General features: G+C 36.2%; 14 protein-coding genes. 1 reads left to right on the plus strand and 13 read right to left on the minus strand.

What is annotated here, in order from left to right; genetic code table 11:
- Positions 1–83 precede the first annotated feature (83 nt).
- From ACF1X7_RS05380 to ACF1X7_RS05440, 13 genes are all read right to left on the minus strand, one after another.
- Positions 84–1,562, minus strand: a complete 1,479-nt coding sequence (locus ACF1X7_RS05380) for a nicotinate phosphoribosyltransferase (RefSeq protein WP_039098267.1) — start codon at positions 1,560–1,562, stop codon at positions 84–86.
- Between the two features lie 99 nt (positions 1,563–1,661).
- Positions 1,662–2,465, minus strand: a complete 804-nt coding sequence (locus tag ACF1X7_RS05385; protein ID WP_411162506.1) for a glycosyltransferase family 2 protein — start codon at positions 2,463–2,465, stop codon at positions 1,662–1,664.
- Between the two features lie 9 nt (positions 2,466–2,474).
- On the minus strand, positions 2,475–3,317 hold the full coding sequence (gene rfbD, locus ACF1X7_RS05390) for a dTDP-4-dehydrorhamnose reductase (protein ID WP_039098264.1): 843 nt from the start codon (positions 3,315–3,317) through the stop codon (positions 2,475–2,477).
- Positions 3,318–3,346: 29 nt separating this feature from the next.
- A complete protein-coding gene (locus ACF1X7_RS05395) occupies positions 3,347–4,243 on the minus strand; it encodes a glycosyltransferase family 2 protein (protein WP_411162507.1) in 897 nt (298 codons plus the stop codon).
- A gap of 15 nt (positions 4,244–4,258) precedes the next feature.
- Positions 4,259–5,158 carry a glycosyltransferase family 2 protein gene (locus tag ACF1X7_RS05400; protein ID WP_004270150.1) on the minus strand — a complete coding sequence of 300 codons (900 nt, stop codon included), beginning with the start codon at positions 5,156–5,158 and terminating at the stop codon, positions 4,259–4,261.
- A 34-nt stretch (positions 5,159–5,192) separates the two neighbouring features.
- Positions 5,193–6,617 (minus strand): flippase, encoded by a 1,425-nt coding sequence (locus ACF1X7_RS05405; RefSeq protein WP_411162508.1) that lies wholly within the window; start codon positions 6,615–6,617, stop codon positions 5,193–5,195.
- Between the two features lie 59 nt (positions 6,618–6,676).
- Entirely contained in the window at positions 6,677–7,705 is a 1,029-nt protein-coding gene (gene rfbB, locus ACF1X7_RS05410) for a dTDP-glucose 4,6-dehydratase (protein ID WP_411162509.1), read from the minus strand.
- Positions 7,706–7,720: 15 nt separating this feature from the next.
- Positions 7,721–8,302, minus strand: a complete 582-nt coding sequence (gene rfbC / locus ACF1X7_RS05415) for a dTDP-4-dehydrorhamnose 3,5-epimerase (RefSeq protein WP_411162510.1) — start codon at positions 8,300–8,302, stop codon at positions 7,721–7,723.
- 12 nt (positions 8,303–8,314) lie between these two features.
- Positions 8,315–9,184, minus strand: coding sequence for a glucose-1-phosphate thymidylyltransferase RfbA (gene rfbA, locus ACF1X7_RS05420; protein ID WP_146954995.1), 870 nt, complete (start codon positions 9,182–9,184; stop codon positions 8,315–8,317).
- 10 nt (positions 9,185–9,194) lie between these two features.
- On the minus strand, positions 9,195–9,908 hold the full coding sequence (locus ACF1X7_RS05425) for a glycosyltransferase family 2 protein (protein ID WP_076801628.1): 714 nt from the start codon (positions 9,906–9,908) through the stop codon (positions 9,195–9,197).
- Entirely contained in the window at positions 9,909–10,733 is an 825-nt protein-coding gene (locus ACF1X7_RS05430) for a glycosyl transferase family 2 (protein WP_277847805.1), read from the minus strand.
- Positions 10,734–10,741: 8 nt separating this feature from the next.
- Positions 10,742–11,797: a hypothetical protein gene (locus tag ACF1X7_RS05435; protein WP_411162511.1), complete on the minus strand. Its 1,056-nt coding sequence runs from the start codon at positions 11,795–11,797 to the stop codon at positions 10,742–10,744.
- Positions 11,797–13,068: a hypothetical protein gene (locus ACF1X7_RS05440; protein ID WP_411162512.1), complete on the minus strand. Its 1,272-nt coding sequence runs from the start codon at positions 13,066–13,068 to the stop codon at positions 11,797–11,799. Before ACF1X7_RS05440 ends, ACF1X7_RS05435 begins: the two co-directional genes overlap by 1 nt.
- Before the next feature lie 599 nt (positions 13,069–13,667).
- Between ACF1X7_RS05440 and ACF1X7_RS05445 the strand changes: the two genes are divergently transcribed.
- Positions 13,668–14,921 carry a hypothetical protein gene (locus ACF1X7_RS05445; protein ID WP_411162513.1) on the plus strand — a complete coding sequence of 418 codons (1,254 nt, stop codon included), beginning with the start codon at positions 13,668–13,670 and terminating at the stop codon, positions 14,919–14,921.
- Positions 14,922–15,122 lie beyond the last annotated feature (201 nt).

Here is a 15,122-nt window from a genome sequence, read left to right on the forward strand (position 1 = left end):
TTTGAAACGCGCTTCCTTCAACAGCTTTGTCCGGCAAATAAGCGCTAGCGCACTTATTCACCAGACTTCACTATACTCAAAAGCTAACCGTTGAATGAACCACTCTGATTTTGGACTTCTTCTTTGACTCTTCTGATTTGGGCCATTTTGTGATCCCATGTGCGTTGTGAAAGGTCAACTGGGTAATCTTGCGGGTTCAAGTCCCGCTTGTATTCATCCCATAACGAGTCGAGATTTTCACTACAGAACTTCTTAATCGCGCCAAGTTCGGGTAATTTGTAAACGCGTTGCCCGTGTTCAAAAATCGTCCGTAGAATTGGCCGCGCATTAAAGTCCGTCACAGTTTTATTAATGTACGTGTAATTTGGGTGGAACATATAAATTGAATCTTGTTCCAGTGGATCTTCATCCCAAAGCGTAATGTAATCCCCTTCAGATTTACCATCAACTTTTTTAGTGATTCGCCAAACTTGCTTGCGCCCTGGTGTGGAAACTTTCTCAACATTACTTGAAAGCTTGATGGTATCGACCATCTTCCCGTCGCCGTTTTCAATCGAAACAAGCTTATAGACAGCCCCTAGCGCGGGTTGATCATAAGCCGTAATCAATTTCGTGCCGACACCCCAAACGTCAATTTTGGCTTCTTGCATCTTCAAGTTTTGGATGGTCTTTTCATCTAAATCATTTGAAGCGTAAACTTTAGCATCGGTAAAACCGGCTTCGTCCAATTGTTGGCGCACGCGTTTTGAAATATAGGCCATGTCGCCACTATCAATCCGCACCCCTTGGAAGTTAATCTTGCTACCAAATTCCTGAGCGACCCGAATCGCACTTGGCACACCACTTTTGAGGGTGTCATACGTATCCACCAAGAAAACACAATCGTGATGCGTTTCAGCATAAGCGCGGAATGCTTCATAATCATTGCGATAGACTTGCACGAGTGAATGCGCATGCGTCCCACTGGCTGGAATCCCAAAAATCTTTGAAGCACGTACGTTACTTGTAGCGTCAAAACCGCCGATATAAGCGGCACGAGTGCCCCATAAGGCAGCGTCCATTTCTTGGGCACGGCGCGTCCCGAATTCCAAAACAGGATCCTTACCGACAACGGACTTAATCCGTGCAGCTTTCGTAGCGATTAGTGTTTGATAATTGATGATGTTTAACAAGGCCGTTTCAATTAACTGACATTGCGCCAATGGCCCTTCGATTTGTAAAATCGGTTCATTCCCAAAAACCAATTCGCCCTCAACTGCTGAACGAATTGTTAAATCAAAATCAAGATTGGCTAAATAATCAAGAAAATCAGCTGGATACCCCACCTCATCACGTAGATAAGCGATGTCACTTTCGGTGAAGTGTAAGTTTTCTAGATAATTCACGATGTGTTCTAAACCAGCAAAAATTGCGTAACCATTTTCGAATGGTAATTTTCTGAAATAACATTCAAAAACTGCTGTGCGATTGTGCAAGTCCTTTTTAAAGTAAGTAAGCATCATATTCAGCTGATACAAGTCTGTATGCAACAAAAGACTGTCATCAGGGTATAAGTTTGGCATGTTAAGCTCCTAATTAGAGATATATTTGGTATAACTATATCATAAAATAAAAGAGGCATACAAAAAAAGACGGTAGAAAACCGTCTTTTTTGTTTGAGACTAGAAGAAACGCCAACCCCATTTATTAAAATACTGTGCCATGGACTTCAAGAAGATCTTAAATCCCTTGAAACTGCGGTGGGATGCCATTCCATAAAAATGAGTGACAACCGCATCTGGTACATATAAAATCGTATGACCGCTTTGGTTAATTCGATCACAAAGGTCATTATCTTCGAAATACATAAAGAAGCGTTCATCGAAACCATCAATAGCCCGAATCACATCAGTCCGCGTAAACATGAACGCACCAGATCCATATTGAATCACTTGCCGTCGATCCGTTAAATTCCGGCATTCATAAGCCGCCAAGCGTTTTTCAAATAGCTTCTTAACCCATTTAAAAGGTACAAAGCGCAGCATATAATCGAAGACATCTAGCTTCCGCCGTACTAAATGTTGGGTCGTACCATCCGGACCAACAATCTTCGGCGTTAGCATCCCTAAGCTATCATTAGCATCTTGATCCGCTAAAATCCGATACATCTGTTCAAATGCGTTTTGATTTAAAATAATATCCGGATTGCAAATCAGAAAATAATCGGATGCCGTCAGCTTCAGGTTGGCATTATGCCCATGACCGAACCCAAGATTCTCTTGGCCTTCAATGATTTCAACATCATCTGCAGCATAGGCTTTTAATTGCGCCAAATACCCAGGTGTTGACCCATTATCATGAACCAATACTTTTACCGGGTATTGCCCCAAGACAGTTGCCTTGATACTATCTAACGTCTTAAAGACGTATTGACTATTATAGGTCACAATACTAATCGTCACCGTTTTATCCAGATTATTACTCATCATCTCATCCTAATCAATTTTTGCCATAAATTTTTGTAATGCATCTTGCCAGGTTGGTACTTCGAATCCAGTTGCCTTGATCTTCGTTAAATCCATGATTGAATGTCTTGGACGGAATGCTTTTTGAGGATATTCGTCTGATGTTACCGGACTCACTTCTACGTCTTTATCCTTCAAGATTTCGCTCGCAAATTCATACCAAGTACATGAATTGTCATTTGAAAGTTGATACAAGCCATACGGCACGTCGTTTTGAACAGCGTATAACATGAATTCAGCCAACGTCCGGGTCCAAGTTGGACGACCGACTTGATCACTCACAACCGTTAAATGATCATGCGTCTTCGCAAGATTTAACATCGTGTAAACGAAGTTCTTACCATATTCACCAAAGACCCATGAAGTCCGGATGATGTAGTATTTGCTCATTGTATTTGCAACGGCTTCTTCACCAGCCAATTTTGTGCGACCATATTCATTCTTAGGTGCAGCTGGGGTTTCTTCTGTGTACATTTGATCATTCGTACCATCAAAGACATAATCCGTACTAATGTAAACAAGCGTTGCGCCGATTGCTTCAGCAGCATTGGCAATGTTTTGCGTTCCAACCACGTTCACTTTGTAATTGATTGACTTGCCAGGTTCTTCTTCAGCAGCATCGACAGCTGTATAAGCTGCGCAGTGATAAACCAATTCAGGCTTGTTCTTTTCAAAGTATGTTGTGACTGCGTCTGCATTAGTAATGTCTAATTCGGCTGCATCTGTCCCCACATATTCGATTTGGTTTTCGTCTAATAAATGTCGTAATTCGGTCCCTAATTGACCATTTGCACCAGTGATTAAAATTTTCATAGTAAAATTGCCCTCTATCTTTCTAAATTTTACCCTTGATAGGTTTGTTTTTCTAGAATACCATTAACACCTTGATTAGTTTTTCTTCGAATAATAGGTATTGTATATAACACCTTCGCTACCTTGTTTAGGTTCATAAAATATTTAGCCGCTTCATCGTACTGACTATTCGTAATATTACCAAAATGGGCCAAACTATTTAGCATTAACATCTTTTTAACATCGGTTTTCAATAATATGCCGTTTGAGATTGGATATTTCTGGCGAATGATACCTCGGATTAAAATTTCATAGTATAACATGCGACTGGTGTCATTCATTGTATTTTCACCAGTTACATGCACCCGTGCCCCGATTTCTGGCGTCATTGTAACACCTGACATGTTATCTTTAAATAACTCCACCCAATACAACCAATCTTCATCAAATTCAATCATTCGATCAAAACGAATTGGATTTTTCCGAAAAACAAGCGTATTAATTGGAAATATATTATGAATCAGTAATTCAATATTATTGCTGGTGTCAGGAATTCGAATTATAGAACCTTTATTAGTTACATATTCGATTCCAGTTCCATATGCAAAACAAGCAGCATGCGCTTCTAAAAAATTGACTGCTGCTTCAATTTTATGAGGTAGCAACTCATCATCTGCATCCAAAAACTGAATAAATTTTCCTTTGGTCTGATTCAAACCTACATTGCGTGCATTACTTCGACCCTTTTTGGTTAACTTTACAAGCTTAACGCGCTTATCAACTCTACTCAAATTCTCAATAATTTGAGTAGACTGATCTACAGAACCATTGTCAACTACTAATACTTCTAGCGATTGATAAGTTTGATTTAAACATGATCGAATCGCTCTCTCAACTGTCTTTTCACCGTTATAAACGGGAATAATAATACTTACATTAGGTTCCACTTCAATATCCCCTCGTCATTTCTGCAAATATTGATAACGATTTACTCCTGTGATAGCATCCCAGAAGTAACAGAAGAATCGACCACCATGCTTCTTAAATAACAACGATTTAAAGCAAAAACCGATGAAATAAGTTAAGAAAATTATTCTATTCTTGAAGGAACCATTTCGATTTACAAAAATAACCAAATTACGATACATAAAGTACTCTGATAAGCCACTAATTTGATTAATCGTATGAGAACCCTTATGGTAAACAGTTGCGTCTGTCACACAAGCAATTTGATACCCTGCTTGTTTTACTTTAGCACACCACTCATTCTCTTCATAAAATAGGAAATAATCTTCAGGAATCAATCCAACTTGCTCAATTACTTTACTTCGAACTACCATACAGGCCCCACCAACGTAATCACAACTAATCACTTCAGAGGCCACTTCCCTTACAGGTTGATTCTTATTCAACTCGGTTGCACGACCAAAATTCATATCTACAATGGATCCCGTTGCTTGAACCAAATCTCGGTTATCAAAATCACAGATTTTAGGTCCTACAATTCCTAAATTAGGATTTTCAGTCATCTTTGTTACTAAAATATCAAGAAAATTCGGACTTACTTCAACATCATTGTTTAAAATACAAAAATAATCTGTTCCTTGATTTTGCATTTTCTTAATACCTAAATTATTACCGGCCGCATAGCCTTTATTAATTGGCGCTTTGATAAATAATTCGGAAGGCAATAAAGCGTCCTTAATCCGACTAACAGAATCATCCGTCGAATGATTATCAATGATGATTGTTTGAAAGTTATCATAATCGATTTCACGGATATTTTGCAAACAACTGATTGTATCTGTTGGGTTGTTATAATTTAAAATAATAACAGCAACTCTCGGTTTAATAATCGTCACGACCTTTATCTAAATTAAGCTATTTTGTAAACTATTATACACGTTTTATTCGACTTCTTAGCATTTGGTAGATATCTTTCAAGATTGGTGTTTTCATGGCAATCAACAATACAAAATATATACAAATTCCTAACATAACTTCCATAACTAGGCTAGCTAAAGAAATCGGTAAGCGAGCATCTAATAAATACACGATAACAAACATCGGTATCCCTGCACCCCAATAGCGCCATGCCCCCTTAAATAACATTCGAATAGAGAACTCTTGGCCAACGTAATATACTTGAATTCCTGTAACAACTAATTCAGCAATAATAGTAGAAACCGTCGCGCCAAACACACCAAACTTAATAATCAATGGAATATTTAAAATCAAGTTAACAACTGCTCCAGCGATTACTGAAATCGTGTACTCCTTGTTGTGATTGGTTGGTAATAGATATTGATTCCCAGTAATACTTGCCCATGCAATGATTGGAATGACCATTGACTGAATCAGTAATACTTGTCCAACGGGCGCAAATTCTTGTCCAAAGAACCAAATGGAGAAGCTTTTAGAAACTGCTGCCAATCCGAACATCAAGGGAATCGATAAGAATGAGATATAATCGAAACTTTTTCGTAATAAGCGTTCAATTTGTTCATTATCCCCGTTAATAAAACTGTTCGCCACACGAGGCATCACAACTGTTGCTAAAGAAGTCAGTAAGGCGACTAATAATTTAATAATTTTATCTGAACTATCGAAAAATCCTGTGCCTTGAATCGAATCAAAAATTTTCAACATCGGTTTATTCAGTAGCGCATAAACATTAATCGCAACTTGTGGAATGAATAAAACTAATGATGGTTTTAAGTGTGTTATAGGTGATAATTCAGAGAACTTAATCATTGTCACTTGTTTTCGTAAATACGGCCACAATGTGATATTTCCGATTAATACTGACAGTGATGTAATCAGAATATAGATGAATAAATCATCTTTGCTCTTAACTAACGTGAAAATCAATACTAAAGAGATGGCTTTAACCAAAATATTCCGAGTGACCGTTACTTTGAAATTTTCTAAGCCCATAAAAAACCAAGAAATATCAAATGCAACAGCAACCAGTGCAACACCTTGCGCTAGATAGTACATTTGATATTCTTTTGAAAACCAAACATAAACTAAAAATGCAACGGTCGCAATCGTAATTGATGTTATTAGTAACGTTTCAATCTCCCAAAAGGCTTTACTGAGTTTATGTTTATCACCTCTACGATAAGCAATCTCTCGACTACCATACAAATTAACACCCAAAGTCCCGAAAAGAATAAAATATTGTGTAATGGCATAAGTAAAGGTGTTAACACCAATTCCGGTTGGTCCGATAACCCGGGAAATATAAGGCATTGTCACTAGCGGAACAATCAAAACGAAAATCTGATAAAGCATATTATATAAATAATTAAAAATCATGTGCTTCCTCACTTTATCTAAAGACAAAGGCAATGCTTTAGCACTGCCTTTGTTTAATCCTATTGACCGTTTTTAGCGTAATTGGCTTCCACGGCTGCTTTTTCTGCTTGCCACCAGTCTTCATTGTCACGATACCAGTCGATGGTATGTTGTAAGCCTGATTTAAAATCAGTGAATTCTGGTTGCCAACCTAATTCTTCACGTAATTTCGCTGAATCGATGGCATACCGTAAGTCATGACCTGGGCGGTCTTTAACTTGATCATAAGCATCTTTGGGTTGCCCCATTAATTCTAAGATTAATTCCAAAACATCTTTGTTGTTTTGTTCGCCGTCGGCACCGATTAAGTAAGTTTCACCGATTTTACCTTTGGTTAGGATTGCCCAAACGGCACTTGAATGATCATTCGTATGAATCCAATCACGCACATTTTGACCTGAACCGTAAAGTTTTGGTCGAATCCCACTTAAAATATTGGTAATTTGACGTGGAATGAATTTTTCAATGTGTTGGTAAGGACCATAGTTGTTTGAACAGTTTGAAATAGTTGCTTGTAGGCCGAATGAACGCACCCATGCCCGGACTAACAAGTCTGAGCTCGCCTTTGATGATGAATAAGGACTACTTGGGTTATAGCGCGTTTCAGGGGTGAATTTTTCACCAACGCCTTCGCCGTGTCCTGGTAAGTCTTCACGCAATGGTAAATCACCGTATACTTCATCAGTTGAAACGTGGTGATAACGCACATTATACTTCCGACAAGCTTCGATCAACGTATATGAACCGATGATGTTCGTTTGAATAAAAGGTGAAGGATCCTTTAGAGAGTTATCGTTGTGACTTTCGGCAGCATAGTGTACAACTGCGTCTGTCTTTTGAACTAACTTATCGACTAATTCAGCGTCACAAATATCGCCAACAACTAATTCCACACGGTCTGCTGGTAAACCGGCCAAGTTCGCACGGTTCCCAGCGTAAGTTAATTTATCTAAAACCGTCACGTGAACTTCTGGGTGGTTATTCACCACATAATGCACGAAGTTAGAACCGATAAAGCCGGCCCCACCAGTAACAATAATATTTTTCATAGTGTGTTGATCTCCTTAAATTTCACCGTAAACAAACGGATTATCTTTTTCAAATTCAGTAAAGGTTGGTTGGTTGGCATCTTTTTCAGACGTAATTGCTTGGTCAAAATCAATTGGCCAATCAATGTTTAATTCTGGTGTCTTGAATGAAATACCGCCGTCAGCTTCTGCATCATAGTAGCCATCACATTTATACAAGAAGTTAACGTTATCCGTCAAAGTGACAAAGCCATGGGCGAAGCCCTTTGGAACAAGTAATTGACGGTGATTGCTGGCAGAAAGGATGTACCCTTCCCATTGTTTGTAAGTTGGTGAACCTGCACGAACGTCAACAATGACATCTAAGACAGCCCCAGTCACTACGCGAATTAATTTCGTTTGCGCAGCTTTGCCGCGTTGGAAATGTAAACCTCGTAAAACGCTTGCTTGCGTTGAAAGTGAGTGATTATCTTGAATGAAATCAATATCGATGCCCGCTTCTTTGAAATCGCGATCTGAATAAGATTCTGTAAAGAATCCACGATGATCACCAAAGACGGCTGGTTCAATAATTTTAACGTCTTGTAATTTAGTTGTTGTGACTTTTAACTTACCCATGATTACTTACCCCTAATCTTCTTTTACTAATCGCAATAAATATTGGCCGTAGTCGTTCTTCTTGAGTGGTTGTGCCAATTCAATCACTTTTGCCTTATCGATGTAATGCATGCGGTAAGCAATTTCTTCTAGACACGCCACTTTCAAGTTTTGCCGTTTTTGAACGGTCGCAATAAAACTGCTGGCTTCTTGTAATGAATCGTGGGTTCCAGTATCTAACCAAGCAAACCCACGGCCCATTAATTCAACATCTAGCTGGCCTTTTTCAAGATACGCTTTGTTGATGTCTGTAATTTCTAGTTCGCCACGTGGTGAAGGTTTAATATTCTTTGCAATGTCGACAACTTGGTTGTCGTAGAAGTATAACCCCGTCACCGCATAGTTACTTGCCGGATGTTCTGGCTTTTCAACGATTGATTTAGCATGCATATTTTCATCAAAATCAACAACGCCAAAGCGTTCTGGATCATTCACATGATAACCAAAAACGGTTGCGCCTGATTCTTTTTGAGCCGCTCTTTGGAGCATTTCTGAAAGGCCACCACCATAATAGATATTGTCACCTAAGATTAAGCATACTGAATCATCGCCGATGAAGTCCGCCCCAATCACGAAAGCTTCTGCCAAACCATTGGGTTGTTCTTGAACGGCGTATTCGATGTTTAACCCCAAATCATTGCCGTTGCCAAATAACTCTTTGAAACGTGGTGTGTCAGTTGGGGTTGAGATAATCATAATATCTTGAATCCCGGCCAACATGAGCACTGACATTGGATAGTAAATCATTGGTTTGTCATAGATTGGAATCAATTGTTTTGATAAAGCGCGTGTGATGGGATACAAACGTGTCCCAGAACCGCCTGCTAGAATAATACCTTTCATTATTAAAGCCTCACTTTCTATTTACATACATTAGACATTTTACCATATTTAAGCGATCAATTAATTGTTCTGACTTCTTTCTTTTACGCATACCAGTGACATTATTACCATGTCTTACATAATACATTAACGGCTCGTCAATGGACATTATCTTAAGTTTTCTTAATTTACTAACCTGAAATAGCCACTGGTCATGCATCACTATGGATTTAGGAAATGGTAAAGCGGCTTCTTTGACCTGCTTAGTAAAAGCCATCATCGCACCCGTATAGCCATTTTTAACAATATTACTCATAATCGATTGTGTTGTTTGATTGTGATTATAGTGATTCCAAGATGTATCAATCACATTACCTTCACCGTCCACTACTGTCCCATCATGAACCACCAATTGAGCACCAGCTTTAAATGCCTGCATCACAGTCGATACCTTGTTATCAAACCAAATATCATCCTGATCTGACAAGAAAATATAGTCTCCATTAGCTTTTTGAAGTGCTACCTCAAAACTACCAATTGGCCCTCTATTGTTGTCATTAACAATGATCTGATGTGCAACAGGATGCTCTGCTAACATTGCTTCAATAATCGCCACTGTCTCATCTGTTGAAGAATCATCGACAATAATAATTTCATCATCAGCCGATAGCTGTTCAATAATTGATTGCAACTGTTTACGAATTGAGCGTTGCCCGTTGTAAGTTGCCATACAAACAGAAATCATTTATTTACCCCTTCTCAATTGAATAAGTGTTTTGAGCGACATTCGCCATAACTGTCGATTCTTAAACTTCAGGAATTGTTTAGCACTTCTTAACATTAGATGTTTTCGATAGTTACTGAATTCATCGAGATTGTATTGGCTATAGTACAACGCTTCACCCGCTAAAATACTAGCATATCGCGTTGTCGACATTGCACTTGGTGTTTGCACTGATAATGAATGTTTAAGCTGTGTCTCCAAAATTAAATAAGGCTGATCAATTTGGTTAAGCCGCCAGAACAGCCAATGATCTAGAAAATCAAGTGGGAAGGCTTCGTTAAAACCGCCGATTGATTGTAAAGCATCGACAGATAATGTGCTTCCAGAATTAATAGCCATTAGTTGACCATTAAATTGTCCCGGTTGCAGCACTTGACTTGTCCTTAACGAAATATATTTATCCGACTCTAAAGGAGACACAATTATTTCATTACTAATGATTGTTGGCAAAATTGCTTTAACAGGTTGCTTCGAATCTAATCTGGCAAAGAGTTCATCAAAATAATCCGTGGATAGTTTCGTATCATGATCTAACAATAATAACCATTGAGCACCCTTGTCTTTAGCAACTTCTAATGCAACGTTGTATCCTTTTACTAACCCTTCATTACTATTATTTTGAATGTTAATAATATTCTTGCCTATAACTTTAGCACCAACTTTTTCATTATCATAAATCACCAACGTTATTTGGTTATCTCTAGCTTGCTTTAATAATAGATTAGCACTTGGCGTATCTGTAAAATTACGACGATAAGTAACAATGACTACAACTAATTTCTCCATTTAAGGCCTCACTTTAAACCAATAACAACTAGTTTGAGATTGGAAATTTGCTTAAGTTCTTGCAGCACTTTCAATACTTGCTTCTTAGTACAATCATTTTCATTAAATACTAAAATTTGAGTTTCACTTAAACCCATTGCCACTTTCTCAGTTGCATCAATGACATTCAAGTTTGCATCGTGCTGTTCATATAAGCTATCTAAACTCATTTGAGTCATGCCTTCTGGCATTGCTAATTTTTGATTACTATAAACATTAGTAGTGCCCTCCACATTTAACAGTCCCATAATTTTTGAAAAACCATCAAAGATTGTAATATCTGTTTTTACCGTGTTTTCATTTTGTTTTATCCCCTTAAAAATTCGTGCAATATTCTTTTTAAACTCATTTTCATCTGCTGGTTCATAAAAAACAGCTGTTGGAAAGGCAATCTTAACGATCTCAAAATCATAAATTCGATTATCGAAATATACCCGAATAAAGAGAACCATGAAACTTAAGATTACTGCCATTAACCCGGCAACAACGTACAACTTACGATTACTTTGTCCACCTAATACCTTAGCTGTTTCAGCTGTTTCAACCACGGTAGCATTACCACCTTGTAACTGCTCACTTGAAGCATTGGCTACCACTTCTAAAACAAAATTACTAATCTGTTTTGCTTTTTGAGCAGAATTAGCTGTTGCTGTAATACTCAAAATTGAAGTGCCATTTTCACTTTCAATTTGGTAATTAGTAACTTCAGACTTAGAAAATTTTTCTTTTGCAGTCACTTGTTTTGAAACATAGTTCGCAAAAGATTCTGATCCAATCATTGCCTTTTCAGTATTTAAATACAATTGTAAGCTACCACCATCAAGTGTTTTCTTATTATTCGGTGTCAATAATACTTTAGAAGTCGCACTATAAGTGTTTGTAGCAACCCCTCTACGAGAGTAGACATATGTTCCCGCTTCGAGAATAAGTGTCAAGACAACAAATGTCGCAACAAATAATCGCCATGAGTTTAGCATTCCCTTTAATAATCCTTTTACACTATGTGAATGTACTGATAAATTCATTATATTTCCTCCAAATCTTTTGATGGCGCGTGGTTTGTTAGGTATTCAATTAAGTAGACAATAAAGAATAAATAGAATATTCTTTGTGGATCCAATAATGATAATGTTGCAGCAGTTGATACTAAGTACAAAATAATTAGCAAAATTGCCTGCTTATACCGACCTTGTGCTTGGATAAACGCAGTTACTAATAAGTAACCAAAATAAATCAAGCCTATTAACCCTAAAACTCCGAAAACAACAACTATCCCTAAAATTCCGATATCTTCAAGAAAATAGTTCGCATTTGCCATCAGAATATGACTATTTGCCGGGCCGTGCAACAATTGATCATATCTTTTTGAATCTGGAAAACCTATTCCGAACCAGCCGTTATGAAAAATTTTATCTGCATAATACTGTATTTCACCAAGTCTCATATCAAAACTTAATTTTCGCTTTCCACCAATAAATGAATTGATTACTAACGGAATTCCCATAAATCCACCAACCGTCATAACTGTCAGTAACCCAAATATTAATCCTTTATATTTTTTTACCGCGACAATGACAACTATCGCCATGATAATTAGCATATCTGCAATCATATACATTCGAGTTCCTGAAACAAATACAATGTATAAATAGTCAATCAATAATAGCCCAATGCCGATTAACATTCTTTTTTTCTCTTTATGAATTAGCACATCAACACCTGTAACTAGCATTGCAAAAGAAATAAAATCAGCAGCGTTTGCAATTCTAATGAAGTGGAATATTGGTCCAAAACTATCATAAATTGGGTTCAATCCATATGATCCAAAATCTAAGAATGTAATTCCACGGTTGAAAAGGACTGCTTGTACAATAAGTACTACTGAATAAATGCCTCCCACATACTTAACAACTTGCAACAAAAAGTTAGTTTCTCGTTCATCATTAAAGAAAAGAACCAATACCAAATATAAAACAAACATAAAATAAACATAACTATTTTTTAAAGTGACCAATACACTTTGTTGATACGCACACTGCGACCCCCACAAGACAAGTAAATATGCCATTATTGAGATAACCACAAACAATATAAAATGATATCTTCTCGGCTTATTTAATCTATCAAAATTAAAGATAATATTAAAGATCAATAAACACATCACCAAAAATATTGTTAACGTCTTATAAACAGTTGAGTTTAGCAAAAACATTCTCGGTGTGGTTTCAATAATCGAGAAGAAAGATACTTGCAATAAGATGATTATGGCAATTGCAATTCGATTAATTAATTTCATTCAAATTCTCCTCATTCAAGTCTTCGTATCTAAAAAAAGACACCTTCTAACTAATTATCTAGTTCTTTCCCCCATTAGGATATGTATTTATTAAAAGTGCTAACTTGTTTTAATATTGAATAAATATCAATATAGCTCAAATAAGGCCACTTCTTTTTAATAATACTAGAATTACTTTTAAATTAAAAGACCTCTTCCTGTCCAAATCCTTTCTTATACCCCATTTTTACGAATACACCTTTGTGAGGTAAGTTTCTGTATTACTAATTAATAAAAAAAGAATCTTAGAATAATGTTATACTAATTCAATACTATAGCAATAAAAAGGAGCCAAAATGTCTTATACAAAGTTTAACCGTATATTTTACAAACTTATCAACACCATTCTTGTCATCTTAATTGGTATATCATTATTTTTTTCTTTACAATCTGACATTTTATCGATAGATAAGCTAACAAATCTATTTATTAAGTTTTTATTTTATTTTCTTATCGTACTCTTTATTTCTATTCTCTTCGTCAAAAAAAAATATCTAAAATCAATATTAATTGGACTTCATAAGCAAGAATCTTACATTTTTTGGATTCTCTTCCTCTCTGTGTTTTTATATCAACTGTTCTTACTTCACTATCTGAAGGCTTCTCCTAATTTTGATGCTGGTGGCCTTTTATCAGGAATCGATCATCCTAAAGCTGCTAATATGTCAAATTACCTATCTTCAAACAAAAATAATCGGTTTATTTATTTTCTCAACTTTTTCATTGGTCAACTATTTGGGACAGATATCAAAACTTTTCAATTTATTAATATCCTCTTTATAATGGCTTCCACTTTACTAACCAAGATTGTTGGTACAAAACTATTTGAATCAACTACAACTGGCTACTTTGCAGCTAGTTTATTTATGTTCTATTCAGGCGTTCAACCTTTGTTTCTAGTTCCATATACTGATACCTATTGTATTCTACCTATGCTTATTTCAATTTTATTTTTACTCATAGGCTTTCAATCCTCCACTCGGACTCACATAAGTCTCTATCTCTTATTATCTGGAATCTTTTTTTCAATTTGTTATCTTATAAGACCTAGCGCTATCATTTTTGGCATTGCAATTTTTATGTTTATATTAGTAAATCTTAAGCAACCTAAAGTTAAACAATTCATTTTTTGGGGTATCCCCTCCTTTTTGATTTCCATGATTACAGTTTTATTCACTTTTAACATTTTTATATCTAATCAAAATATTATTAGGATTGATCAATCTAAAGAAATTCCACTAACCCATTTTATACTATTAGGTAGTTATGGTAACCCTGATATAAAGGATTCACTTCACGGTACTTGGAACCAAGCAGATGTTGATTTAACATTACAGCAAAAAAGTAAGTCCGCTATGATTAATGTTGATTTAAATGCCTTTTCTGAACGTACAAAACAACGGGGATTTTCAAAAACAATTAAATTTTATCTTCAAAAGTATAGCAACATTACAGATACAGGCGTAATTGGTTATCACCGTGATGGTTTGTGGACAAAATTTAAATACGATAAAAATAACACATTAGTCTATAAGATACAGCAAATATACAGTGATCACGGTATTTTCAGACCAAATTTTAATTTTATAATCCAAATAATTTGGTTATTTACGCTATTTTTTATGCTCTGTGGTCTCCTAAAAACACCAACTTGGCAATTTTCAGTCGTTTCATTAACGCTATTCGGTGGGTTACTATTTTTATTAATTTTTGAATCTGGTGGTACCAAATACTTGTTCCAATATATACCGTTTATTTGTTTCTTGAGTGCTGTTGGATTTGTCCAATCGGCAAATAAATTTTTAAAAGATTAAATAGCTACAACATATTTAGTTTGTTTATTTTTTATGTAGCCCCAGCGTAATTATCCATGACAATTACGCTGGGACTTTTCATGTTCAATCAATTTAAAATCTTTATTTTATACAGTGCCGTATAACAACATTGCCACTAAAAACTTGCTATAAAAAAGGCTTATCCTATTAATTTAGGAACTGAAGTGAACCCCAAATATT

Origin of the sequence: Latilactobacillus sp. VITA-14 (assembly GCF_046580785.1) — a bacterium.
GTDB classification, from domain to species: Bacteria; Bacillota; Bacilli; order Lactobacillales; family Lactobacillaceae; genus Latilactobacillus; species Latilactobacillus curvatus.